General features: G+C 67.0%; 20 protein-coding genes. 9 read left to right on the top strand and 11 right to left on the bottom strand.

Features of this window, described 5'->3' with window-relative positions; translation table 11 throughout:
* Positions 1–2: 2 nt before the first annotated feature.
* Positions 3–1544, bottom strand: a complete 1542-nt coding sequence (locus tag ACSFBE_RS17395; RefSeq protein ID WP_435491655.1) for a methyl-accepting chemotaxis protein — start codon at positions 1542–1544, stop codon at positions 3–5.
* Between the two features lie 325 nt (positions 1545–1869).
* On the opposite strand from ACSFBE_RS17395, the gene ACSFBE_RS17400 reads away from it, so the two are divergent.
* The gene (locus tag ACSFBE_RS17400) at positions 1870–2646 is read left to right on the top strand and encodes a class II aldolase/adducin family protein (RefSeq protein ID WP_435491656.1); all 777 of its coding nucleotides are present in this window, start codon (positions 1870–1872) and stop codon (positions 2644–2646) included.
* Between the two features lie 60 nt (positions 2647–2706).
* Here the strand turns inward: ACSFBE_RS17400 and ACSFBE_RS17405 are convergent, their stop codons facing one another.
* Positions 2707–4059: an MFS transporter gene (locus tag ACSFBE_RS17405; protein WP_435491657.1), complete on the bottom strand. Its 1353-nt coding sequence runs from the start codon at positions 4057–4059 to the stop codon at positions 2707–2709.
* Positions 4056–4604 carry a hypothetical protein gene (locus tag ACSFBE_RS17410; protein ID WP_435491658.1) on the bottom strand — a complete coding sequence of 183 codons (549 nt, stop codon included), beginning with the start codon at positions 4602–4604 and terminating at the stop codon, positions 4056–4058. Before ACSFBE_RS17410 ends, ACSFBE_RS17405 begins: the two co-directional genes overlap by 4 nt.
* A 145-nt stretch (positions 4605–4749) precedes the next feature.
* On the opposite strand from ACSFBE_RS17410, the gene ACSFBE_RS17415 reads away from it, so the two are divergent.
* On the top strand, positions 4750–5652 hold the full coding sequence (locus tag ACSFBE_RS17415) for a LysR family transcriptional regulator (RefSeq protein WP_435491659.1): 903 nt from the start codon (positions 4750–4752) through the stop codon (positions 5650–5652).
* A 67-nt stretch (positions 5653–5719) separates the two neighbouring features.
* Here ACSFBE_RS17415 and cynS read toward each other — a convergent pair whose 3' ends face one another.
* The 6 genes from cynS to ACSFBE_RS17445 all read right to left on the bottom strand — a co-directional run bounded on the left by cynS (position 5720) and on the right by ACSFBE_RS17445 (position 11331).
* Positions 5720–6163 carry a cyanase gene (gene cynS, locus ACSFBE_RS17420; RefSeq protein ID WP_435457964.1) on the bottom strand — a complete coding sequence of 148 codons (444 nt, stop codon included), beginning with the start codon at positions 6161–6163 and terminating at the stop codon, positions 5720–5722.
* Between the two features lie 45 nt (positions 6164–6208).
* Positions 6209–7048, bottom strand: a complete 840-nt coding sequence (locus tag ACSFBE_RS17425; protein ID WP_435491660.1) for an ABC transporter ATP-binding protein — start codon at positions 7046–7048, stop codon at positions 6209–6211.
* A gap of 22 nt (positions 7049–7070) precedes the next feature.
* On the bottom strand, positions 7071–7937 hold the full coding sequence (gene ntrB, locus ACSFBE_RS17430; protein ID WP_435491661.1) for a nitrate ABC transporter permease: 867 nt from the start codon (positions 7935–7937) through the stop codon (positions 7071–7073).
* 12 nt (positions 7938–7949) lie between these two features.
* A complete protein-coding gene (locus ACSFBE_RS17435; RefSeq protein WP_435491662.1) occupies positions 7950–9314 on the bottom strand; it encodes a CmpA/NrtA family ABC transporter substrate-binding protein in 1365 nt (454 codons plus the stop codon).
* Positions 9315–9458: 144 nt separating this feature from the next.
* Entirely contained in the window at positions 9459–10124 is a 666-nt protein-coding gene (locus ACSFBE_RS17440; protein ID WP_435491663.1) for a response regulator transcription factor, read from the bottom strand.
* A gap of 4 nt (positions 10125–10128) precedes the next feature.
* Entirely contained in the window at positions 10129–11331 is a 1203-nt protein-coding gene (locus ACSFBE_RS17445; protein WP_435491664.1) for a sensor histidine kinase, read from the bottom strand.
* A gap of 175 nt (positions 11332–11506) precedes the next feature.
* Here ACSFBE_RS17445 and ACSFBE_RS17450 point away from each other — a divergent pair, with 175 nt between their 5' ends.
* The gene (locus ACSFBE_RS17450) at positions 11507–11884 is read left to right on the top strand and encodes a chemotaxis protein (protein ID WP_435491665.1); all 378 of its coding nucleotides are present in this window, start codon (positions 11507–11509) and stop codon (positions 11882–11884) included.
* Positions 11885–11955: 71 nt separating this feature from the next.
* Here the strand turns inward: ACSFBE_RS17450 and alaS are convergent, their stop codons facing one another.
* Together alaS and ACSFBE_RS17460 are read right to left on the bottom strand one after the other, a co-directional pair.
* Entirely contained in the window at positions 11956–14580 is a 2625-nt protein-coding gene (alaS, locus tag ACSFBE_RS17455; RefSeq protein WP_435491666.1) for an alanine--tRNA ligase, read from the bottom strand.
* A 109-nt stretch (positions 14581–14689) separates the two neighbouring features.
* On the bottom strand, positions 14690–16117 hold the full coding sequence (locus ACSFBE_RS17460; RefSeq protein ID WP_435491667.1) for an aminotransferase-like domain-containing protein: 1428 nt from the start codon (positions 16115–16117) through the stop codon (positions 14690–14692).
* A gap of 159 nt (positions 16118–16276) precedes the next feature.
* On the opposite strand from ACSFBE_RS17460, the gene gabT reads away from it, so the two are divergent.
* The 6 genes from gabT (at position 16277) to ACSFBE_RS17490 (ending at position 23181) form a co-directional block, all read left to right on the top strand.
* On the top strand, positions 16277–17569 hold the full coding sequence (gene gabT, locus ACSFBE_RS17465) for a 4-aminobutyrate--2-oxoglutarate transaminase (protein WP_435491668.1): 1293 nt from the start codon (positions 16277–16279) through the stop codon (positions 17567–17569).
* 24 nt (positions 17570–17593) lie between these two features.
* Positions 17594–18688: an ABC transporter ATP-binding protein gene (locus ACSFBE_RS17470; RefSeq protein ID WP_435491669.1), complete on the top strand. Its 1095-nt coding sequence runs from the start codon at positions 17594–17596 to the stop codon at positions 18686–18688.
* 37 nt (positions 18689–18725) lie between these two features.
* Complete coding sequence (locus ACSFBE_RS17475; protein WP_286544968.1) at positions 18726–19754, top strand: polyamine ABC transporter substrate-binding protein; 1029 nt, start codon at positions 18726–18728, stop codon at positions 19752–19754.
* Between the two features lie 40 nt (positions 19755–19794).
* Positions 19795–21051: an ABC transporter permease gene (locus ACSFBE_RS17480; RefSeq protein ID WP_435491670.1), complete on the top strand. Its 1257-nt coding sequence runs from the start codon at positions 19795–19797 to the stop codon at positions 21049–21051.
* A 19-nt stretch (positions 21052–21070) separates the two neighbouring features.
* Positions 21071–21889 carry an ABC transporter permease gene (locus tag ACSFBE_RS17485; RefSeq protein ID WP_435491671.1) on the top strand — a complete coding sequence of 273 codons (819 nt, stop codon included), beginning with the start codon at positions 21071–21073 and terminating at the stop codon, positions 21887–21889.
* A 377-nt stretch (positions 21890–22266) separates the two neighbouring features.
* A complete protein-coding gene (locus ACSFBE_RS17490; RefSeq protein ID WP_435491672.1) occupies positions 22267–23181 on the top strand; it encodes a dihydrodipicolinate synthase family protein in 915 nt (304 codons plus the stop codon).
* Positions 23182–23186: the final 5 nt, after the last annotated feature.

A 23186-nucleotide genomic window follows, 5' to 3' on the forward strand; every position in this document is an offset into this window, starting at 1 on the left:
GGTCAGCGCCGGGCCGGCGCGGCAGGCGTGAGCTGAAAGATGCCGACCAACTGCGACAGGCTGCCGGCCTGGTCCTGCAGCGAAGCGGCAGCCGCTGCGGCCTCTTCCACCAGCGCCGCGTTCTGCTGCGTCACCTGGTCCATCTGCGTGATCGCCTGGTTGATCTGCTCGATGCCCGAGGTCTGCTCCTGGCTGGCGGCCATGATCTCGCCCATGATGTCGGTCACCCGCTTCACGCTGGCCACGATCTCTTCCATCGTCTGGCCGGCCTCGGCCACCTGGGCACTGCCGGCCCCCACCTTGCCCACCGAGTCGTCGATGAGCGCCTTGATTTCCTTGGCGGCCGAGGCCGAGCGCTGCGCCAGGCTGCGCACTTCAGAGGCGACGACGGCAAAGCCGCGGCCCTGCTCGCCGGCCCGCGCGGCTTCGACCGCCGCGTTCAGCGCCAGGATATTGGTCTGGAAAGCGATGCCGTCGATCACGCCGATGATGTCGACGATCTTCTTGCTCGACGCATTGATCGAGCCCATCGTGCCCACGACCTGGCTCACCACGTTGCCGCCGCGCACCGCGACGTCGGAAGCGGCGACCGCCAGCTGGTTCGCCTGGCGTGCGTTCTCGGCGTTCTGCTTGACGGTGGCTGTCAGTTCCTCCATCGACGCGGCCGTCTGTTCCAGCGAGCTGGCCTGCTCCTCGGTGCGGGACGACAGATCCTGGTTGCCCGAGGCGATCTGGCTCGACGCGGTGGCCATGGTGTCGGTGCCCTGGCGCACCTCGCCCACCACCTTGGCCAGGCTGTCGCGCATGGTGCGGATGGCGTGCAGCACGCTGGATTCATCGTCCTTGCGCAGGTCGATCGCGACGCTCAGGTCGCCCTCGGCGATTCGCCGCGTGATGCCGGCGGCCCGCTCGGGCTCGCAGCCGAGCTGGCGCACGATGCCGCGCGAGATGAACCATCCGATGCACAGCAATACGCACGCCAGCGCCAGCGCGCCGCTGCCGAATCCGATCGACCGACCGAGCAGCACGGTGTCGACGTTGTCGATGTACACGCCCGAGCCGATCACCCAACCCCAGGGCTTGAAGCCCATGACGTATGACACCTTCGGCACCGGTTTGTCGCTGCCGGGCTTGGGCCAAAGGTAGGGCACGAAGCCGGCGCCCTGCTCCTTCACCATGTTCACGAACGCCATGAAGAGGGGCTTGCCCGTCGCGTCCTTGTTCGCCGACAGGTCCTTGGCGTCCAGGGCGGGGTTGATCGGGTGCATCACCATGCGCGGTTGCATGTCGTTGATCCAGAAGTATTCGGTGCCGCCGTAGCGCATGCCCTTGACCACCTGCATGGCTTGCTGCTGCGCCTCGGCCTCGCTGAGCGTGCCCTTCGCCGCCAGGCCGTGGTAGTAGCTCAGCACCCCGTGGGCGGACTCGACCACCTGCCGCACGCTGCTTTGGCGTTCGGCCAGGACCAGGCGCCGTTCGGAGACCAGGAACACGGCCGTCAGCACGAGCATGCCGACGACGGCACTGAGGGTGAGGAGCGCCATTTTTCTGGCGATGGTCATGGAGCGAGGCTTTGGAGTAGCAGACATGGTCGACAGTCGATGAAGGTTGAGGAAGCTGACGCACGACACTCCGCCGAACGGCCGCCCTCGACCGGTTCCAGCACCGGCTGCCGCCGGCATATGGGAATGCTTCACATGGCTATCGGCACCCGCCGCGTTTTCTGAATGCCCGGGGAAACCCGCAGTCCGGTGCGTGAAGAAATGCCAGCGTCGCCCCGGGAAAACGAGCACCCGGGCTGTCGGCACGATGACAGCGCACTGCCGCGCCGAGCGCAAGAATGGCCACCCCCATGCTCAGGAGACGACGATGAATGCCAACTCCGCCGCCGAAACCGGCGCCATCCGCGACAGGGTCAGCGCCGAGGAATGGCAGCTGCGCGTCGACCTGGCCGCCTGCTACCGCTTGGTGGCGCTGCACGGCTGGAGCGACCTCGTCTTCACCCACATCAGCGCCCGGGTGCCGGGCCCGGGCCACCACTTTCTCATCAACCCCTACGGCCTGATGTTCGACGAGATCACCGCATCGAGCCTGGTGAAGGTCGACGAGCAGTGCAACAAGGTGATCGACTCGCCCTACCCGGTCAACCCGGCCGGCTTCACGATCCACAGTGCGGTGCACGCCGCGCGCGACGACGTCCAGTGCGTGCTGCACACCCACACGCGCGCCGGCATCGCCGTCAGCGCGCAGAAGAACGGCGTGCTGCCAATCAGCCAGCAGTCGACCTTCGTGCTGGCGTCACTGGCCTACCACGGCTACGAGGGCGTCGCGATCCGCGACGACGAGAAGGCCCGACTGCAGGCCAGCATGGGGAGCGCCAATTTCCTGATGCTGCGCAACCATGGGCTGCTGACGGTCGGCAAGACGATCGCCGACGCCTTCCTGGCGATGTACACCTTCGAGAACACCTGCCAGATCCAGATCGCCGCACAGTCCGGCGGCGGTGAACTCACACAGGTCGATCCCCGCATTCTCGAAGGCGTGGGCCATGCGATGAAGGTGCAGACCGGTGGCCTGGGCGGCAGCTTCGTCTGGCCGGCGTTGATCCGCAAGCTGGACCGGATCGACCGCAGCTATGCGAGCTGACGACGCCGCCCACGCCGCGCGGTCAGTGGGGGTGCACAGTGGTTGACGTCGTCTAACTGATCAGGGGCAAGCCACTTGCGGTCTTGCCCGCGCCATGCTCACAAGGCCAGCAGCCAACGCCAACACAGCACCGATCCCGAGGCCGACCCTGGGCGCCGCGTCGGCGGATGCCACAGTGAAGAGCAGGCTCATGATGATTCCTCCTCCGGTTTGACCCACCAATCTGGCCGTGCCCTGCATACCGCCCGCTGCGCCACTTCTTTCGGCGGGGGCCGAGAGAAACATATTGCGGTTGTTCGGCACCTGGAAAAGCCCGAAGCCCAGGCCGCATAGCACGGCGAACAGGATCAACGGCTGCGGCCGTCCCGGCAACGGCCACAGCGAGGCAGCTGCGAGCCCCATCGCGAGAACAGTGCCCCCCGCGGCGCAGAGCCAGGCGGTTGGCAGGCGGTCGGCAAGACGGCCCGCGAACGGCGCCGCGATCGCCACTGTCAGCGGCCAAGGCGTGATGTAGAGCCCCGTCGTCAGCGCGTCAAGTCCCAACGTGCGCTGCAGGTAAAAGGGAAGCGCCATCATGCCCAGTGCCGTGCCGGCGAAGCAGCACATCGAGGCGATCACCGAGATGCGCAACGATTCCGAGCGGAGCAGGTCCAGCGGAATCAAAGGTGCGACTTTCGGCATCTCCCGCCGGACCAGCGCCGCCAGGCCGAGTACTGCCGCAGCAAGGAGGACGGCGGCCAGGGGCGGTGCTTCGATCAGAAGTTCCGCGCCAATGACCAGTGACGCAAAGGCTCCTGCATTCAGCGCCACGCTGGACAGGTCGAGTCGGCGTGCCGTCCCGATGAGCGCCGGCAGCGCACGCGTGGCGAGCAGTACCACCGCACCCAGCGGCAGGTTCAACGCGAACAGCCAGGGCCAGCTCGCGGCCGAGAGAATCAGGGCACCGATCGTCGGACCGGCCGCAGAGGACAGTGCAACGGCGAGCGCGTTCCAGCCGATGGCGGCGCCGAGCTGCCGACGCGGAACGACAGAACGCAACAGCGCCACGCCGAGCGACATGACGGCGGCACCCCCGAGACCCTGCAGGAAGCGGGCCGCAACGAGCCACGGCAGGGACGGCGACAGCGCGCACACCACGGACGCCCCGGTGAACACGGCAACCCCCCCCGCGAATACACGGCGATAGCCCAGGCTCTCTCCCAACGCAGCGCAAGGCAGCAGGCCCATCACCAACGCCGCCTGGTACGCCGTGATGACCCACACGGACATGCCCGGCGTGACCTGCAGGGATCGTGCGATGGTCGGAAGCGCCACGTTGGCAATGCCCGCGTCGAGCACCACGAGCACCATGGCTGCCAGGACCGCGGCAACCGCGGCGATGCGCGGACGCCGCGCGGTGGAAGGCGGGGTCATGATGTCCCGACCGTCCAGACGCCGTTCCGCTCGACATACCGTGTCACCCGGTGCTCTTCCTTGTCTTCCTTCTTCAGGTCACGCTCGGTGAAGCGAAACAGCAGCGTGGGCCCCTTCACGCACTGTGTGTCGTGGATGTCCCCGGGCAGATACACCTGGACCTGCCCCGGTCGCATCAACGTGGAATCCCGCTTTACCAGTCCGACACTGCCGTCCGAGTTCAAGACCCGCGCATAGGTCCTCATCTCGATTTCTCCCTGCTGGACCGCATAGATCACCCAACCCCGGCCGTGGTCATGGGGTGGCCTGTAGAGCCCTGCGTATTCCGAATGCGCCAGCAGCACGAACCCGTGGTCAGGATCGCGATACAGCTCCTTGTTGGCCGGGGCCTCCTCATGCAAGGCTGCCAACCAATCTTCCGTGGCGGGTGCCTTGAGGAGGTCCGCAAGGTGGCGTTTGCAACCATCGACCACCTTGTCGCCCAGCGGTCCCCAGACCGACCTGATTCCCTGAATCGACGCTTCAAAAGTACCGTTGGCCACCATTTCTTCCTTTGTGTTGTGCTCGGACGAACCCCGTTCAAGCAGTTCCAGGACGATAGGACTCCGCTCCGAATTGCGGAAGGCGCAGCAGCTGCAACATCTACGTGCGTCAGACGCCACATCAGATCGACCGTGCTAGCGTCGAGGCATGTCATCGCCTGATCTGAACCTGCTCGTCACCCTGGATGTGCTCCTTGCCGAAGGCAGCGTCGCAGGCGCTGCGAGACGTTTGCGGTTGAGCCCGTCGGCGATGAGCCGGGCCCTTGCGCGATTGCGCGAAACGACCGGCGACCCCCTGCTGGTTCGGGCCGGACGGGGCCTGGTGGCCACCCCCCGCGCGCTCGAACTGCGCGAGCGGGTCAATCACCTCGTCCAGGAGGCTGAAGCAGTCCTCCGGCCCGCCGAGGCGCTCAAGCTGAGGGAACTCGTCCGAACATTCACGCTGCGCACCCGTGAAGGCTTTGTCGAGACCTTCGGGCCCGGCCTCCTCGAGCGCGTCGGCCTGGAGGCGCCTGGCGTGCGGTTGCGCTTCATGCAAAAGGCGGACAAGGAGAGCGCATCCCTTCGCGACGGCACCGTCGACCTGGAGACGGGCGTCATCGGTGCCACCACAAGCCCCGAGGTCCGTGTGCAGGCCTTGTTCAGGGACCGGTTCATTGGCGTCGTGCGCATCGGGCACCCGCTGTGTCAAGGCGAGATGACGCCCGCGCGCTACGCGGCCGAAAGGCATGTCGTCGTCTCGCGTCGGGGTTTCGACAGAGGGCCGATCGACGAAGCATTGAAACCGCTCGGTCTGGCACGCGAGATCGGCACGGAGGTCGGCGGATTCTCGACCGCGCTGGCACTGGCTCGCGCGACCGACTTTGTCGCCAGTGTTCCCGAGCGCCACACCGAAGGCCTGCGCGTCGGTCTGTACAGCTTTGGGCTGCCAGTGCCCGCGCCGGAGATCACTGTCTCATTGCTCTGGCACCCGAGAATGGATGGGGATCTCGCTCACCGCTGGCTGCGCCAGTGCGTTCGCGATGCTTGCTCGGAACGGCACCGCCGCTGATTACAGCGGCCGCGCAAGCCGTTGATTTCCCTTGGGCAGGCCGCGCAGCAACGGCGCACCCCTGCGTTCAGTACGTCTTGTACGGCAGGAACTTGCCTGAGAGCACGACCTTCACGCGGTCACCCTTGGGGTCGGCCTGGCGGTCGATGTCCATGCTGAAGTCGATCGCGCTCATGATGCCGTCGCCGAATTCCTCGTGGATGAGTTCCTTGATGGTCGTGCCGTAGACGCTGACGATTTCATACCAGCGATAGATCAGCGGGTCGGTCGGCACGGCGTTCGGCAGCGAGCCCTTGTAGGGTACGACCTGCAGCCACTTCTGCTCTTCGGCGGTGAGGCCGAAGATCTTGCCGATGACCTTGGCCTGGGCGGCGTCGAAAGTCATCTGGCCGAGACAGCCGGCGGTAGTCCACTCCTTGGAGAGGCCGACCTTCTTGGCCACGTCGGCCCACTGGATGCCCTTGGCCACCTTCACGGTGATGATCTTCTCGGTGATGTCGTTGCGGTTCATGCGGGGTTTTCTCCTGTTGGGTAACTGTCTGAGGGGATGAGTCGGTCAGGTCGCTTTCGCTCGGGTGACCAGGAAGTCGACGATGTGGTTGCGCAGCGCGTAGTAGCCGTCGAGGTGATGCAGCCCGGCGCGGGTGCGCTCGCGCGGCAGCGGGTTCACCACGCTCTCGGCGATGTTGCCGGGCAGGTAGCCGGCGGACGTCTCGCTGCCGTTGCGCATCAACAGGATGCGGTCGGCCAGCAGGATGGCTTCGTCCACGTCGTGCGTGATCATGAAGACGGTCTGCTGCGTCTGCCGCACGATGCGCATCAGCTCGTCCTGGATGGTGCCGCGCGTGAGCGCGTCGAGCGCGCCGAAGGGCTCGTCGAGCAGCAGCATGCGCGGCTGGATCGCGAAGGCGCGGGCGATGCCCACGCGCTGCTTCATGCCGCCGGACAGCTGCGATGGCTTCTTGTCGATGGCCGCGCCCAGACCCACCAGTTCGACGAAGCGCACCACCTGCTGGTCGACCTGCTTGCGCGACCAATCGGGCCAACGTGACTCCACGGCGAAGGCGATGTTCTTGCGCACCGTGAGCCACGGCATCAGTGCGTGGCTCTGGAACACCACGCCGCGCGTGAGGCTCGGCCCGACAATCTCCCGGCCATCCATGAAGGCATGGCCGCCGGTGGCGGTGTCGAGCCCTGCCAGCACGTTGAGGATGGTCGTCTTGCCGCAGCCCGAGTGGCCGATGATGCAGACGAACTCGCCGCGCTGCAGGGTGAAGGAGACATCGGCGAACACCGGCTTGGCCGGCACGTAGGCCTTGGCGAGCGCTTCGACGCGCAGCAGCGTCGCGGCCAGATCGGAAGACGGACCAGGAGGCACGGGCGGGGTGGGCGGCATGGCCATCCTTTCGGGCGAGAAGTCACTCCACATACGTCACCTTCCTCTGCAGCCCCACGAAGGCCAGGTCGAGCAGCATGCCCACCACGCCGATCAGCAGGATCGCGAAGATCACGTTCGTGAGCGACAGGTTGTTCCACTCGTTCCACACGAAGTAGCCGATGCCGGTGCCACCCACCAGCATCTCGGCCGCGACGATGACGAGCCAGGCGATGCCCATGCTGATGCGCATGCCGGTGAGGATGGTCGGCGCCGCGGCCGGCAGGATCACGCGGAAGGCGCGGCGCAGCGGCTTCACCTCCAGCGTGCTCGCCACGTTGAGCCATTCGCGCTTGACCGAGGCCACGCCGAAGGCGGTGTTGAGCAACATCGGCCATACCGAACAGATGAAGATCACGAAGATGCCGCTGGTCGACGAATCCTTGATGGTGTAGAGCGCCAGCGGCATCCACGCCAACGGCGAAATCGGCTTGAGCACCTGGATGAAGGGGTCGAAGGCCTTGTGCAGCAGCGGCGACATGCCGATCACGAAGCCCAGCGGCACCGCCACCAGGCAGGCCAGCAAAAAGCCCAGCCCGACGCGGCCGAGCGACCAAGCCAGTTGGATCGCGATGCCCTTGTCGTTCGGGCCGTTGTCGTAGAACGGGTTCGACAGGTGCTTCCATGCCGCCGCGCCCATTTCGGCCGGCGTCGGAAAGCCCGAGGCCTTGGTCTGGCCCGGCTCCGGGCTCTTGCCGAGCATCTTCTGGTACTCGATCTGCTCCGGCGTCAGCGCAGGCTGCGCGGCGACCAATGCGGTCGACATCGTGGCGACCTGCCAGATGCCGAGGAACACGAGCAGCAGCAGCAGCGAGAGCAGCCCGGCCTTCACGTTGAGCGAGGTGCGCATGGCGGCCCGCGCTCAGGCCGCCATCTTGTGGATGGCGAAGCTCTTCACGTACGCATCGGGCTGGGCCGGGTCGAACACCTTGCCCATGATCGTGAACTTCGGGTACGCGCCCTCCGGCGGGGTCTGTCCGATCTCCTTCATGCGCTTCTTGGCGTCGGTCAGCAGGAAGACCTTCTCGGCGATCTGCTGGTAATCGACGTCGCCCTTCACATAGCCCCAGCGCTTCATCTGCGTGAGCATCCAGACGGCCATCGACTGCCACGGGATCGGGTCGAAGTCGGCGCGGTCGGGCACCGTCTTGATGTTGCCCAGGCCGTCGGCGAAGCGACCGGTCAGCACCTGCGTGAGCACGGTCTCGGGCTGGTTCAGGTACTGCGCCGGCGCGATCACCTTGGCGATGAGTTCGCGGTTCTCGGGCTTGCGGGCCATGGCCGACGCGGTGAGCACCGCGCGGTACAGGGCCGCGAAGGTGTTGGGGTTCTTCTGGATGAACTCGGTCGACGAGCCAAAGGCGCAGCAGGGGTGGCCGTTCCAGATCTCCTTGGTGAGGATGTGGATGAAGCCTACTTCCTCGAACACCGCGCGCTGGTTGAACGGGTCGGGGCCCAGGTAGCCGTCGATGTTGCCGGCGCGCAGGTTGGCAACCATCTCGGCCGGCGGCACCACGCGGATCTGGATGTCGGTGTCGGGGTTCAGGCCGGCTTCCGCCACGTAGTAGCGCAGCAGGAAGTTGTGCATGCTGTACTCGAAGGGCACCGCGAACTTGAAGCCCTTCCACAGCTTCGGGTCGCGCTTGTCCTTGTGCTTGTTGGCCAGCGTGATCGCCTGGCCGTTGGTGTTCTGGATGGTCGCGACGTTCATCGGCGTCGCGTTGGAGCCGGCACCCATCGAGATGGCCAGCGGCATCGGCGACAGGAAGTGCGTCGCGTCGTATTCCTTGTTGAGCATCTTGTCGCGGATCAGCGCCCAGCCCGCCGTCTTGACCACCTCGACGTTCAGGCCCTGCTGTTTGTAGAAGCCCAGGGGGTGGGCCATGATCAGCGGCGTGGCGCAGGTGATCGGGATGAAGCCGATCTTCAGGTCCTTCTTCTCGAGTGGGCCCTTCTCCTGCGCCATGGCCTGCAATGCGCCCAGCGGCAGCACCGACATGATCGCGGCGCGCGCCGTGCCGGCACCGACGGCACGCAGAAAGTGGCGACGCACGCTGTCGACAGGGAACAGCGCCTTGATCAGGCTGGCTTCGAGCTTGTCGTCCGACAGGGCCATCGCGCTCGCATGCTGGTCGGGCGCATGGTCCTGGCCGCAGGCGCAGCGCAGCATCAGGGGCCGGTCGGCGTCGTACGGATCGTTCGCAGTCGATTCGGGCAGTCGGGTCATGGTGCACCTCGTTGAAAAGATGCAGATGCATTGCAAGCCGCGGGCCGGTTGCGGGCCAGCGCAGGCCCGGCCCATGAAATCGCACAGCGCGGATCGATGCCTTGTAGTGCTGGCCCTACAAGGCGGTCGTCGCAGCCCGTGTTTTCAGGCGGCCGGGGCCGATTTGCCGTGCCGCTCGGCGTACAGCGCGAGCTCGACGTCGTTCTTCGCGCCGGTCTTCTCGAGAATGCGTGCCCGGTAGGTGCTCACCGTGTTCGGCGCCAGACCCAGCTGCGCACCGATTTCGCTCACGCTGTGCCCGGCCGTGAGCAGCCGGAAGACCTGGTGCTCGCGGTGGGACAGCGCCTCGGTGGCCGACACCTTGCTCACCGCAGCGGCCAACGCCTCGGCGGTGGCCGCCGACACGTAGATGCCGCCGGCCGCCGCCTTGCGCACCGCCGCCACCATCGCGTCGGCGTCGGCACTCTTGTTGAGGTAGCCGGCCGCGCCCAGCTTGATGCAGCGCACCGCGTACTGGCGCTCCGGGTAGGTCGAGAGCATCAGCACCGGCAACGCGGGCCACGCGGCGCGCAAGGCCTGCAGCACGTCGAGGCCGTCGCGCTCAGGCAGAGCGATGTCGAGCAGCACCACGTCGACACCCTCGCCACCTTGCAGCGCCAGCACGCGTTCGAGCACTTCGGGGCCGGTCTGCGCCTCGGCACAGACGACGATCTCGGGCGCGCCGTTCGACAGGTCGCCCAGCACCTGCTTCAGGCCTTCGCGGACGATGCGGTGGTCGTCGCCGATGAGGACGCGGATGGGTTGTGTCATGGCGTCAATGCGCGGTCGAAAGCGGAAGACGGAGCCGGAATGTACTGCCCTGCCCCGGCTGGCTCGCGATCTCGATGCTGCCGCCGAAATGCAGCGCCCGCTCGCGCATGCCGCGCACGCCGTAGGACGTCGGCGCGCCGAAGGCCTGCGGCGCGGCGCCGACACCGTCGTCCTTCACCCGCAGTTCGAGCACGCCGTCGTCGGTGCGGATGCGGATGTCGACCCGCGCCGCACGCGCATGCCGGCCAATGTTGCTCAGCATCTCCTGGAAGATGCGGAACACCGCCATCGCCGCAGGCTCGGGGAGTTCGAGGGATTCGTCGACCCGCAGGTCCCAGCCGAGCTCGAGCTCGGCCGACTGCACGAACTCGTGCGCCTGCCATTCAAGCGCCGCCCACAGGCCCTGGTGGTCGAGGATGCTCGGGCGCAGATCGGTGATGATGCGGCCGACGTTGTCGACCGCGCGCTCGATCAGCGCACCCATGTTGTCGCACTTGCCGCGCATCTGCTGGCGCATGGCCTGGGCTGCGTCGGCATCGCGCGACTGCTGCTCACCCAGGCGCTTGCCGATCCAGTTGACATCCATCTTGAGGGCGACCAGCAGGCTGCCGAGCTCGTCATGCACCTCGCGCGCGATGCGGGTGCGCTCCTCCTCGCGCACCGAGTCCATGTACGCCGACAGCTCGCGCACCTGCTGCAACGCAGCGCTGAGTTCGGCGGTGCGCTCCGCCACGCGTTGCTCGAGTTCATCGCGCGACTGCTGCAACGCGGCGGCAGCGCGCTTGCGCTCGGTGATGTCGACGAAGGCGATCACCGCACCGCGGACGGTGTCGCCATCGACAATCGGATGGCTGGAGTATTCGACCGCGAAGGACGTGCCGTTGCGCCGCCAGAACACCTCTGTGTCGATGCGGCACGGCAGGCCACGCCGGAAGGCGTTGAAGATGGGGCAGTCGGTGTCGGGGTAGTGCGAACCATCGGCATGCGAATGATGCGTCAGCTCGTGCATGTTGTGGCCGAGCGCCTCGGCCGCGGGCCAGCCCAGCAGCTGCGCACCGGCGCGGTTGATGAACATGCAGTGGCCGTCGAGGTCGATGCCGAAGATGCCCTCGCCGGTCGATTCGAGCAGCAGGCTCAGTGGGTGTCGCCACAGCGGGTCGACGCCGGCTTGGGCGACGCTGGGCAGGGTCAGGGCCTGGTCGTGCATCGAGCCGGTGCATGCAACGGCCGTGCCACCGCGTGCCCCGGCCGGCCTGCAGCGCCCTGACCTGACAGCGGACGTCGGCCGCCTCTCACAGCGCGCCCACGCCGCCGCCGCGACGCTGACGATTCAGGCTTGCCGGGCGGCAGGCCCATTCGCCGTGACATCAGGAGGACAAGACATGGCCACCAGCAGCCTGACAGGCAACCACGACAGCGCCGAGGGCAGCGCGGACGACGACACCCGCATCCTCGGACCGAGCGACAGCTCGGACAGCGGCAGCGACACGCTCGGCCAACGGGCCGACCTCGCGCAGCCGGACGACAACCTGGGCGGCGGGGCGCTCGAACCGCTCGACGGGGGCAGCGATGCCTCAGGCACCGGCGAGCGCGCCGATGTGGAGGGCGACACACCGCCCGATGGCGCCGACATCCTGCCCGATCACATCATCCGCCCGGGTGGCAGGGCCGCCGATCCGGCGGAAGTGCACACGCGCAGCGTGAACCTGGTGGACGACAGCGGCGGCCCCGAGGAGGAAGACGAAGAGGAACCCGATTGACGGGTGGCCCGCACCGGCGACGGTGACGCTGCGCCCGTCGCGCTGCTGCCCGCCGCCTGAGCCCGTTCCGTTCAGAGCCGCTCGGCCACCCAGGCCTGCACCGAAGCCAGCGCCTTCGGCAGACCGCTGGCATCGGTGCCGCCGGCCATCGCCATGTCGGGCTTTCCGCCGCCCTTGCCGCCCACCTGCTGGGCGACGAAATTGACGAGTTCGCCGGCCTTGACCTTGCCCATGGTGTCGCTCGTGACGCCGGCAGCGATCTGCACCTTGGCGCCGTCGACGGCGGCCAACACGATGGCCGCACTCTTGAGCTTGTCCTTGAGTTTGTCCATGGTGTCGCGCAGCGTCTTGGCGTCCGCGCCATCGAGTTGGGCCACCAGCACCTTCACGCCCTTGACTTCGATCGCCTGGGCCAGCAATTCATCGCCCTTGGACGAAGCCAGCTTGCCCTTGAGCGAACCGACCTCGCGCTCCAGCGCACGCACCTGGTCGAGCACCTGGCCGAGGCGGCCTTGCACTTCGGCAGTCGGCGCCTTGAGCGTGGCGGCCACGCTCTGCACGGTCGACTCCAGGTCCTGCAGGTAGCTCAGCGCGTTGGCACCGGTGATGGCTTCGATGCGGCGCACGCCCGCGGCCACGCCGCCTTCGCTGGTGATCTTGAAGAGGCCGATGTCGCCGGTGCGCTGCACGTGGGTGCCGCCGCAGAGTTCGCGGCTGGAGCCGATGTCGAGCACCCGCACCGTCTCACCGTACTTCTCGCCGAACAGCATCATCGCGCCGGTCTTCTGAGCCGACTCCATGTCCATCACGCGCGCCTGCGTGGGCGCGTTGGCCAGGATCTCGGCGTTCACGCGCTTCTCGATCTCGAGGATCTGGTCGCGCGTGACCGCAGCGTTGTGCGCGAAGTCGAAGCGCGTCTTGTCGGCGTCGACCAGCGAGCCCTTCTGCTGCACGTGCGTGCCCAGCACCTCGCGCAGGGCCTTGTGCATCAGGTGGGTCACGCTGTGGTTGCGCATGGTCGCGTTGCGGCGTTCGCCATCGACCGCGGCCTTGACGGAGTCGCCGACCTTGAGCGTGCCCTGCGTCTGCGTGCCGTGGTGGCCGAACACGTCGGCCTTGATCTTCTGCGTGTCTTCCACGCCGAACTGCACGCCCTCGGCGCTCAACACGCCCTGGTCACCGACCTGGCCGCCGCTCTCCGAATAGAACGGCGTGGTGTCGAGCACCACGATGCCGGGCTGGCCTTCCTTCAGTTCATTCACCGCGGCGCCTTCGAAGTACAGCGCCTGCACCTTCGCGCTTTCCTCGAGGTGCTCGTAGCCGGTGAAGGTGTTGCCCGCGCCGGCGTACTCGACGTTGCGGTCCATCTTGAACTTGCCCGCGGCGCGGCCTGCGGCCTTCTGCTTTTCCATCGCGGCCTTGAAGCCGGCCTCGTCGACGCTCACGCCGCGTTCACGGCAGACGTCGGCCGACAGGTCGAGCGGGAAGCCGAAGGTGTCGTGCAGCTTGAAGGCGACTTCGCCCGGCAGCACTTTGGCATTGCCGGCCAATGCGGCATCGAGGATTTCCATGCCGTTGGCCAGCGTCTCGAAGAAGCGTTCTTCTTCGGCCTTCAGCGTGTCGGTGACATGCTTCTGGTCGGCGACGAGCTTCGGATACGCCTCGCCCATCAGCGCAACGAGGTCGGGCACCAGCCTGTGGAAGAAGGGTTTCTTTTGACCGAGCTTGTAGCCGTGGCGGATGGCGCGGCGGATGATGCGGCGCTGCACGTAGCCGCGGCCTTCGTTCGACGGGATCACGCCGTCGGCCACCAGGAAGGCGGTGGCGCGGATGTGGTCGGCGATCACGCGCAGGCTGCTGTTGGCCAAGTCCTTCTCGCCCGTCTCGCGCGCTGCGGCCTTGATCAACGCATCGAAAATGTCGATCTCGTAGTTGCTGTGCACGTGCTGCAGGATGGCGGCCAGGCGCTCCAGGCCCATGCCGGTGTCGACGCAGGGGGCGGGCAGCTTCTTGACCGAGCCGTCGGGCTGCATGTCGAACTGCATGAACACGTTGTTCCAGATCTCGATGTAGCGGTCGCCGTCTTCATCCGGGCTGCCGGGCGGACCGCCGGCGATCTCCGGGCCGTGGTCGTAGAAGATCTCGCTGCACGGGCCGCAGGGGCCGGTGTCCGCCATCATCCAGAAGTTGTCGGACATGTAGCGGCCGCCCTTGTTGTCACCGATGCGCACCACGCGCTCGGGCGGCAGGCCGATGTCCTTCGTCCAGATGTCGTAGGCCTCGTCGTCCTCGATGTAGACGGTGGCCCAGAGCTTGTCGGCCGGCAGCTTGTAGACCTGCGTGAGCAGTTCCCAGGCCCACATCAGCGACTCGCGCTTGAAGTAGTCGCCGAAGCTCCAGTTGCCCAGCATCTCGAAGAAGGTGTGGTGGCGCGCGGTGTAGCCCACGTTCTCCAGGTCATTGTGCTTGCCGCCGGCACGCAGGCAGGCCTGGACCGAGGTGGCGCGTACGTAGGGGCGCTTGTCCTCGCCGAGGAACACGTCCTTGAACTGAACCATCCCCGAGTTGGTGAACATCAGGGTCGGGTCGTTGCCGGGCACGAGCGGGCTCGAGGCCACCACCGTGTGACCCTTGGAGGCAAAGAAGTCGAGAAAAGTCTTGCGGATGTCGGCGACGGTGAAGGTGGGCTGGCTCATCGGGATCTGGTTCTGCGCAGGCGCGGGAACGCGCCTAAATGCTTGATTTGCTTGAACATTCGATTATAGGTTTGGGGCCTGCGCCAAGGCCCCGGGGCGCCCGAAGCCCTCAGGCTTCGCCCTGCGCCGCGAGCTCCCCGCTCTGCTGCTCGACGCTGCGCTCCAGGAAGCGCCACAAGCGCTCGTCCTCGCTGAAGGCCACGTTGAAGCGCAGCCACCCGGTCGGGCGCGGGCTCACCAGAAACAACTGCCCCGGGCCGAGCATGATGCCCTCGCCTGCGGCGCGCTGCGAGAGCTCGGCACTGTCTGCGATGTCCGGATGGCGGGCCCACAGGTACATGCCTGCCGCGGGCTCGTGGAACAGTTCGAAGCCCCGCGTTTCCAGCCGGCGTGCCACGGTGCCATGGGCATGCGCCAGCCGGTCGCGCAGCGCCTTGAGGTGCTTGCGCCAGCGGCCGTCGGTCACCACGCCGAAGGCCAGGCGCTCGGTGATGTCGGACGAGGTGAGGCCCGACACCATCTTGAGCTGGGCCAGGTCGCCCAGCAGTTCGGGCTCGGCAACGACATAGCCGACCCGCAGGTTCGGCGAGATGCTCTTGGAGAAGCTGCTCACGTACACCACCTGCCGCAACTGGGCGAGGCTCGCGAGCGATGGCCGCATGGACGCGTCCATATCGGCATAGATGTCGTTCTCGACCAGCACGAAATCGTGTGCCTGCGCCAGTTGCAGCAGCCGCACCAGTTGCGGCAGCGCCGCCATCGAGCAGGTCGGGCTTTGCAGGCGCGGCTGGGTGAAGAAGGCCTTGGGCCGGTGAACGGCCAGCAGGGCCTCCAGCGCCGGCAGGTCGTAGCCGGTGGGGGTGCGCGGCACGCCGATGGGCTCCACCCCCAGGAAGCGCAGCATGAACATCAGATTGGGGTAGCCCGGGTCGTCCACCAGCACCGCATCGCCCGGCTTCAGCAGCCGGCGGGCCACGAGGTCCAGCGCCTGGCTCGAGCCCTGGGTCAGCAGCACCTGCGGCGCCTCCACCTGGATCTGCCGCTCCGACAGCGATTCGGCCACCGCCATGCGCAGCGCCATGTGGCCGAACGGCAGGCCGTAGCCGCCGATGTCGGTGCCGTCGGAGGCGAGCTGGCGCAGGCTGCGGCGCACGCCGTCCTCGAACAGCCAGTCGTGCGGCAGCCAGCCGCAGCCCGGCTTGAGCGGCAGGTTGCTGTTCTCGAAGATCTGCTGCAGATACCAGCGTGCATCGAAGCGCGGGTCGGCACGCGGTGCGCTGGCGGCACCGCCGCCGTCGTCGCTGCGCCGCTTGACGAAGAAGCCCGCGTGGGCCCGCGAGACCAGCAGGCCCTGGGCCACCAGCCGGTCGTAGGCCTCGACCACGGTGAAGACGCTGACGTTGTGCGCCGCGGCAAAGGCCCGGATCGAAGGCAGCTTGCTGTCGGCCTTGAGCTTCTGGCTGCCGATCAGCCCGCGCAGCCCCTCCACGATCTGGCTGACCAGAGGTGCCGGCGATTCGGGGCGAAGAATGAGCATCGAGAGGGCCTCGGCAAACCGGCATGCACCATATTGAGGAAAGTATGTACAGGATACAAGACCAGCACAGTCCTCCGGCCGATCGTGCCGGGTGTACATGGCCGCACCACCCTGCAAAACCTACAGTCCGCCATTTCATCCATCCGGACACAGACTCCCATGCAGCGCGACCCCCATCTCAGCAATGCCGCCCTCATGGCACGGCGCAACGCCGCTGTCGCCCGCGGCGTCGGCCAGGCCCATGAAATCTTCGTCAGCCGCGGCAGCAACGCCGAGGTCTGGGACGTGGAGGGCCGGCGCTACATCGACTTCGCCGGCGGCATCGCGGTGCTCAACACCGGCCATTGCCATCCCGCGATCAGCGCCGCCGTGAAGGCCCAGGTCGATCTCTATTCGCACACCTGCTTCCAGGTGCTGGCCTACGAGCCGTACGTCGAGCTGGCCGAGCGGCTGAACTTGCTGGCGCCCGGCAACTTTCCGAAGAAGTCGATTTTCCTCAGCACCGGCGCCGAGGCGGTCGAGAACGCGGTGAAGATCGCGCGCGCTTTCACGCGCCGCCCCGGTGTCATTGCGTTCACCGGGGGGTACCATGGCCGCACCATGATGACGCTTGGCCTCACCGGCAAGGTCGCGCCCTACAAGGTCGGCTTCGGCCCCTTCCCGGGCGAGGTGTTTCATGCGCTGTACCCGAACGCGCTGCACGGCGTGAGCGTGGACGATGCGCTGCACTCGGTCGAACTGCTGTTCAAGAACGACATCGAGCCCGAGCGCGTGGCGGCCTTCATCCTGGAACCGGTGCAGGGCGAAGGCGGCTTCTATGTGGCGCCGAACGACTTCGTCCAAGGCCTGCGCGCGCTGGCGGATCGCCACGGCATCCTGATCATCGCGGACGAGGTGCAGACCGGCGCCGGCCGCACCGGCACCTGGTTTGCCAGCGAGCAATGGCCGGTGGCGCCCGACCTGATCACCACCGCCAAGTCGATGGCCGGCGGCTTCCCGATCTCGGGCGTCGTGGGCCGCGCCGAGGTGATGGACGCGCCGGCACCCGGCGGCCTCGGCGGCACCTATGCCGGCAGCCCGATCGGCTGCGCCGCCGCGCTCGCGGTGCTCCAGGTGTTCGACGACGAGCAGTTGCTGGCCCGCAGCAAGGCGCTCGGCGAGCGGCTGACGGCGGGCCTGCGCCGCATCGCGGCCGACGAGCCGGCCATCGGCGACGTGCGCGGGCTCGGTTCGATGGTGGCCATCGAACTGTTCGAGCAAGGCGACACCGCCCGGCCTGACGCCGCGCTCACCCGCAAGGTGGTCGCCGAGGCGGCCCGGCGCGGGCTGATCCTGCTGTCGTGCGGCACCTATGGCAACGTGATCCGCGTGCTGGTACCGCTGACGGCATCCGACTTGCTAGTGGACGAAGGCCTTGCGCTGCTGGCGGACAGCTTCGCCGCGCTGCGCTGATCGACCCCCTCTGTGAACACCCCCATGACCGAAGAACCTCTGGTGCGATTCCAGCGCGTCCAGAAAACCTATGACGGCGAGCACCTGGTGGTGCGCCAGCTCGACCTGGACATCCATCGCGGCGAATTCCTGAGCCTGCTCGGCCCCTCGGGCTCGGGCAAGACCACCACGCTGATGATGCTCGCGGGCTTCGAGTCGCCCACCTCGGGTGACATCCTGCTCGAGGGCCGGCAGATCACCCGCACGCCGCCGCACAAGCGGCACTTCGGCATGGTGTTCCAGAACTACGCGCTGTTCCCACACCTGAGCGTGGGCCAGAACGTCGCCTATCCGCTCACGGTGCGCAAGGTGGCCAAGGACGAGCAGCACAAGCGGGTGCAACGCGCACTCGACATGGTGCAGTTGAAGGGCATGGCCGACCGGCTGCCGGGCCAGCTCTCGGGCGGCCAGCAACAGCGCGTGGCGCTGGCGCGCGCGCTGGTGTTCGAGCCGCAACTGGTGCTGATGGACGAGCCGCTCGGCGCCCTCGACAAGCAGTTGCGCGAACACATGCAGCTCGAGCTCAAGGAACTGCACCGCCAGTTGGGCGTGACCTTCGTCTACGTGACGCACGACCAGGGCGAGGCACTGACCATGAGCGACCGCGTCGCGGTCTTCAACGAGGGCGTGATCCAGCAGCTCGACACCGTCGACCGCCTCTACGAGATGCCCGCCAACCGCTTCGTGGCCGGCTTCGTCGGCGACAACACGGTGCTCAAGGGCAAGCTGCAGGCCGGCGGCGACGTGGCCACCATGGCACTGCCCGACGGCCGCGTGCTGGACGGGCTCAACGTCGGCGGCGCAGCAGCCGGCACCGCCGTCGAGCTGTGCATCCGCCCCGAGCGCGTGGTGCTGCACCGGCAGCCCGATGCTGCCACGCCCAACATGCTCGTGGCCGAAGTGACGCGCGTCATCTACTACGGCGACCACCTCCGGCTGCTCTGCAGCCTGGGTGGCGGCCAGGCCGACGCCACCGTCAAGCTGCCGCTCACCGGCCTGCAGGGCGCCGCACCGCCGCAGAGCGGCGAGCGGGTCTCGCTCGAGTTGCCGGTCACACACGCGCGCATTTACCTGCCCTGATCGATTTTTTCCGCCAACCCACAAGGACTCTTCCATCATGAAAAAGACACTCCTCACCTGCGCCCTCGCCGCCGTGTTCGCACTGCCGGCGCTCGCACAGCAGCAGATCACCGTCGTCAACTTCGGCGGCGCCAACGCCAACGCTCAGAAGAAGGCCTACTACGAGCCCTACGAGAAGACCGGCACCAAAGTGATTCCGGTCGAGTACAACGGCGAGCAGGCCAAGATCAAGGCCATGGTCGAGACCAAGAAGGTGACCTGGGACGTGGTGGAGGTCGAGTCGCCCGACGCGGCACGCGGCTGCGACGAAGGCCTGTTCGAAAAGCTCGACTATTCGAAGATCGGCAACAAGGCCGACTTCCTGCCCGCTGCCGTGACGGAATGCGGCGTCGGCGTGTTCGTGTGGTCGACCGTGATGGCCTACAACGGCGAAAAGCTCAAGACCGCCCCCACCAGCTGGGCCGACTTCTGGGACGTCAAGAAGATCCCCGGCAAGCGCGGCATGCGCAAGGGTGCGCGCTACAACCTCGAGTTCGCGCTGATGGCCGACGGCGTGAAGCCGGCCGACGTCTACAAGGTGCTGGCCACCAAGGACGGTGCCGAACGCGCCTTCAAGAAGCTCACCGAACTCAAGCCGAACATCCAGTGGTGGGAAGCCGGCGCGCAGCCGCCGCAGTTCCTGGTGGCGGGCGACGTGGTGCTCACCACCGTGTACAACGGCCGCATCGATGCCGCCAACCGCGAAGGCCGCAACCTCAAGATCTACTGGCCCGGCGGCATCTATGACCTGGACTACTGGGTGATTCCGAAGGGCGCGCCGAACAAGGATGCCTCGCTCAAGTTCATCCAGTTCGCGATGAAGCCCGAAAACCAGGCCGTGTATGCGAACAACATCGCCTACGGCCCGACCAACACCAAGGCGCTGGCTTCGCTCGACAAGAAGGTGCTGGACGACCTGCCGACCTCGGCGTCGAACGCCAAGGAAGCGCTGCAGTTCAGCGTCGCGTTCTGGGCCGACCAGGGCGAAGCGCTCGAGAAGCGCTTCGCATCCTGGGCCACGCAGTAAGCGGCATGAGCGGCGCAGCGCGTAGCGCGGAGGTCTTTCAATGAGTTCGGCAACGTTGACCAGCCCAACCCTGGCGGACGCGCCGCCGGGCGAACTCCGGCGCGCGCTGGCGCGTGCCGAGTCGCGCCGCAAATGGCGCGCCTTCTCGCTCACGCTACCGCTGCTGGTGTTCCTGCTGCTGACGATGCTGGTGCCAATCGTGGCGCTGCTGCAGCGCGCCGTGGAAAACCCGGAAGTGGCCAACGCGCTGCCGCGCACGGTGCGGGCCCTCGACGACTGGAACCGCAAGGACACGCCACCGCCCCAGGCCTTCGCCGCCATCGCGTCCGACCTCGGCCAGCTGGCCGACAGCTCCGATGCTGGCGCGCTGGCGCGCCGCCTCAACACCGAGATCGCCGGCGCCCGCTCGCTGGTGATGGGCACCTTTCGGGCGCTGCCGATCGCCGGCACGCCGGACGAGGTCAAGGCCCGCATGCTCGAACTCGACCCGCGCTGGGCCGAGCCGCCCTTCTGGCAGGCGATCGCCAAGAACGGATCGCGCTGGACACCCGACTACCTGCTGGCCTCGGTCGACCTGCGGCGCGATGCGGCCGGCAGCGTCGAGCGCATGCCGCCCGACCAGCGCGCCTTCGGCGGCATTCTGCTGCGCACCTTCCACATCAGCGCCGTGGTCACCTTCTTCTGCCTGCTGCTGGCCTATCCGCTGGCCTGGTGGCTGTCGACGCTGCCGGCGCGCAAGGCCAACATCCTGATGATCCTCGTGCTGGTGCCGTTCTGGACCTCGATCCTGGTGCGCGTGGCGGCCTGGATCGTGCTGCTGCAGTCCGAAGGCCTGGTCAACCGCGGCCTCATCGGCATCGGTCTGATCGACCAGCCGCTGGCGCTGCTGTTCAACCGCACGGGCGTGATCATTTCGATGGTGCACATCCTGCTGCCTTTCATGATCCTGCCGCTCTACAGCGTGATGAAGAGCGTGCCGCCGACCTACCAGCGCGCGGCCGTGTCGCTCGGCAGTCCGCCGTTGGTGGCGTTCTTCCGCGTCTACGTGCCGCAGACCTACCCGGGCATCGGCGCCGGTGCGCTGCTGGTGTTCATCCTGGCGATCGGCTACTACGTCACGCCGGCACTGCTGGGCGGGGCCGACGACCAGATGCTGAGCTACTACATCGCGCGCTACACCAATGTGGAGATCAACTGGGGCATGGCCTGCGCGCTCGGCGCCCTGCTGCTGGCCGCCACGCTGGTGCTCTATGCGGTGTACCGCCGCATCGGCAAGGCCGACCTGAGCCTGGGCTGAAGCTGTACGAAAGACTCACATGCCGAAGCTTCTTCCCGAATTTCCCGCCTACGCGACCTTTGCCGACAAGCTCGGCTGGTGGGCGGTGCGCACGCTCTGCGTCGCAGTGCTGGCCTTTCTGCTGGCGCCGATCCTCGTCGTGATCCCGCTGTCGTTTTCGAGCAGTTCCTTCCTGGCCTATCCGATCCCGGGCTGGTCGCTCAAGTGGTACGAAAACCTGTTCCAGTCGCCGGAATGGGGCCGCGCAGCGCGCAACAGCTTCATCGTCGCGCCGGCCGCGACGGTGGTCGCTACCGTGCTCGGCACGCTGGCGGCGGTGGGCCTCTCACGCACCAATTTCCCGTTCAAGGGTCTGCTCATGAGCGTGCTGATCTCGCCGATGGTGGTGCCGATCGTGGTGGTCGGCGTGGCGGCGTACCTCTACTTCGCGCCGATCGGGCTGGCCGACACCTACTTCGGCCTGATCGTGGTGCACGCGGCACTGGGCGCGCCCTTCGTGCTCACCACCGTGCTCGCCACGCTGGCCGGCTTCAACCACAACCTGGTGCGCGCGTCGCTGAGCCTGGGCGAAACGCCATTCAACACCTTCATGCGCATCACGCTGCCGGTGATTGCGCCGGGCGTGATCTCGGGCGCGCTGTTCGCCTTTGCCACCTCGTTCGATGAAGTGGTGGTCACGCTGTTTCTGGCGGGGCCCGACCAGGTCACGCTGCCGCGCCAGATGTTCACCGGCATCCGCGAGAACATCTCGCCGACCATCGCGGCCGTCGCGACGCTGCTGATCGTGTTCACGACCGCGTTGTTGCTGGCACTCGAGTGGCTCCGCGGGCGGCGCTAGGCACGCCGACCTGCCGACCTGCCGACCTGCCGACCTGCCATCGTCGGCGCAACAGCCACGCCCTGACGTGGTCGTTGGGCGCTGCTGACGAACACTGGGCGCCGTTCGTTCTCCAGGCCCCGCTGCCAGATGCATGTGCAGGGCTGGGCCGGTGGCCCAGCCATCGTGCACGGCGCCTCAATCCGGTGCCGCAAGGCGATGCCGACGCCCCAAAAGGCCATCCAAGCCCCCGATCAAGCATGTCCAGCGCTGGCACGCAATCTGCTAATACCCTGAACAGATATTTCTGATATCTCACTAATATATTTACAGAGTCGATCGGGCGCAGGCCCGGACGGCCTCACCTTTCTCCAAACCTCATCCTTCAGGAGCACCGAATGAGCAATCCCCGCTGGCAAGGCATCTTCCCCGCCGTCACCACCAAGTTCCACGCCGACGAGAGCATCGACGCCGAAGGCACCGCCAAGCACATCGACTTCCAGATCCGCAACGGCATCCACGGCCTGGTCACCTGCGGCTCGCTGGGCGAAGCCAGCACGCTGAGCCTGGAAGAGAAGCTGCAGGTCGCCAAGATCGCCCTCGAAGCCGCCGACGGCCGCATCCCGGTGCTGGCCAACGTGTCGGAAACCAGCACCCGCGAGGCGCTGCGCTACATCGACGGCGGCAACAAGCTCGGCGTGGCCGGCTACATGGTGATGCCCTCGGTCATCTACGTGGCCGATGCACGCGAGGCGATGGCCAACGTGCGCGCCATGGCCAAGGCGGCGCAAAAGCCGCTGATGGTCTACAACAACCCGGTCGCCTACCGCGTCGACCTCAAGCCCGAGCACATGCTGGAACTGGCCGACTGCGAATGGCTGGTCGCCGTCAAGGAGAGCACGGACAACATCCGTCGCATCACCGACCTGCGCAACCTGCTGGGCGACCGTTACCAGATCTTCTGCGGCGTGGACGACCTGGCCTACGAAGCGATGGCGCTGGGCGCCGACGGCCTGCTGGCCGGCGTGGGCTGCGCGTTCCCGCGCGAAACCGTGGCGCTGTACGACCTGATGAAGGCCGGCCAGTTCGCCGAGGCGCTCAAGTTGTATCAGTGGATGACGCCGATGCTGCATCTGGACGTGTCGACCAAGCTGGTGCAGAACCTCAAGCTCATCGACCTGCTGGTCGGCGTGGGCACCGAGCACATGCGCCGCCCGCGCCTGCCGCTGATCGGCGAGGAGCGCACCTTCATCGAAGGCGTCGTCAAGAAAGCGCTGGCCACGCGGCCCGTGAAGTACCAGTCGGTCGCCTGAGCTTC

This window comes from Variovorax sucrosi, assembly GCF_051216635.1.
In the GTDB taxonomy this organism is placed as follows: domain Bacteria; phylum Pseudomonadota; class Gammaproteobacteria; order Burkholderiales; family Burkholderiaceae_C; genus Variovorax.

Excerpts from the sequence above, each read along its gene's own strand:
- ACSFBE_RS17395 (WP_435491655.1), bottom strand. The coding sequence starts at position 1,544 with ATGGCGCTCCTCACCCTCAGTGCCGTCGTCGGCATGCTCGTGCTGACG.
- ACSFBE_RS17400 (WP_435491656.1), top strand. The coding sequence starts at position 1,870 with ATGAATGCCAACTCCGCCGCCGAAACCGGCGCCATCCGCGACAGGGTC.
- ACSFBE_RS17405 (WP_435491657.1), bottom strand. The coding sequence starts at position 4,059 with ATGACCCCGCCTTCCACCGCGCGGCGTCCGCGCATCGCCGCGGTTGCC.
- ACSFBE_RS17410 (WP_435491658.1), bottom strand. The coding sequence starts at position 4,604 with ATGGTGGCCAACGGTACTTTTGAAGCGTCGATTCAGGGAATCAGGTCG.
- ACSFBE_RS17415 (WP_435491659.1), top strand. The coding sequence starts at position 4,750 with ATGTCATCGCCTGATCTGAACCTGCTCGTCACCCTGGATGTGCTCCTT.
- cynS (WP_435457964.1), bottom strand. The coding sequence starts at position 6,163 with ATGAACCGCAACGACATCACCGAGAAGATCATCACCGTGAAGGTGGCC.
- ACSFBE_RS17425 (WP_435491660.1), bottom strand. The coding sequence starts at position 7,048 with ATGCCGCCCACCCCGCCCGTGCCTCCTGGTCCGTCTTCCGATCTGGCC.
- ntrB (WP_435491661.1), bottom strand. The coding sequence starts at position 7,937 with ATGCGCACCTCGCTCAACGTGAAGGCCGGGCTGCTCTCGCTGCTGCTG.
- ACSFBE_RS17435 (WP_435491662.1), bottom strand. The coding sequence starts at position 9,314 with ATGACCCGACTGCCCGAATCGACTGCGAACGATCCGTACGACGCCGAC.
- ACSFBE_RS17440 (WP_435491663.1), bottom strand. The coding sequence starts at position 10,124 with ATGACACAACCCATCCGCGTCCTCATCGGCGACGACCACCGCATCGTC.
- ACSFBE_RS17445 (WP_435491664.1), bottom strand. The coding sequence starts at position 11,331 with ATGCACGACCAGGCCCTGACCCTGCCCAGCGTCGCCCAAGCCGGCGTC.
- ACSFBE_RS17450 (WP_435491665.1), top strand. The coding sequence starts at position 11,507 with ATGGCCACCAGCAGCCTGACAGGCAACCACGACAGCGCCGAGGGCAGC.
- alaS (WP_435491666.1), bottom strand. The coding sequence starts at position 14,580 with ATGAGCCAGCCCACCTTCACCGTCGCCGACATCCGCAAGACTTTTCTC.
- ACSFBE_RS17460 (WP_435491667.1), bottom strand. The coding sequence starts at position 16,117 with ATGCTCATTCTTCGCCCCGAATCGCCGGCACCTCTGGTCAGCCAGATC.
- gabT (WP_435491668.1), top strand. The coding sequence starts at position 16,277 with ATGCAGCGCGACCCCCATCTCAGCAATGCCGCCCTCATGGCACGGCGC.
- ACSFBE_RS17470 (WP_435491669.1), top strand. The coding sequence starts at position 17,594 with ATGACCGAAGAACCTCTGGTGCGATTCCAGCGCGTCCAGAAAACCTAT.
- ACSFBE_RS17475 (WP_286544968.1), top strand. The coding sequence starts at position 18,726 with ATGAAAAAGACACTCCTCACCTGCGCCCTCGCCGCCGTGTTCGCACTG.
- ACSFBE_RS17480 (WP_435491670.1), top strand. The coding sequence starts at position 19,795 with ATGAGTTCGGCAACGTTGACCAGCCCAACCCTGGCGGACGCGCCGCCG.
- ACSFBE_RS17485 (WP_435491671.1), top strand. The coding sequence starts at position 21,071 with ATGCCGAAGCTTCTTCCCGAATTTCCCGCCTACGCGACCTTTGCCGAC.
- ACSFBE_RS17490 (WP_435491672.1), top strand. The coding sequence starts at position 22,267 with ATGAGCAATCCCCGCTGGCAAGGCATCTTCCCCGCCGTCACCACCAAG.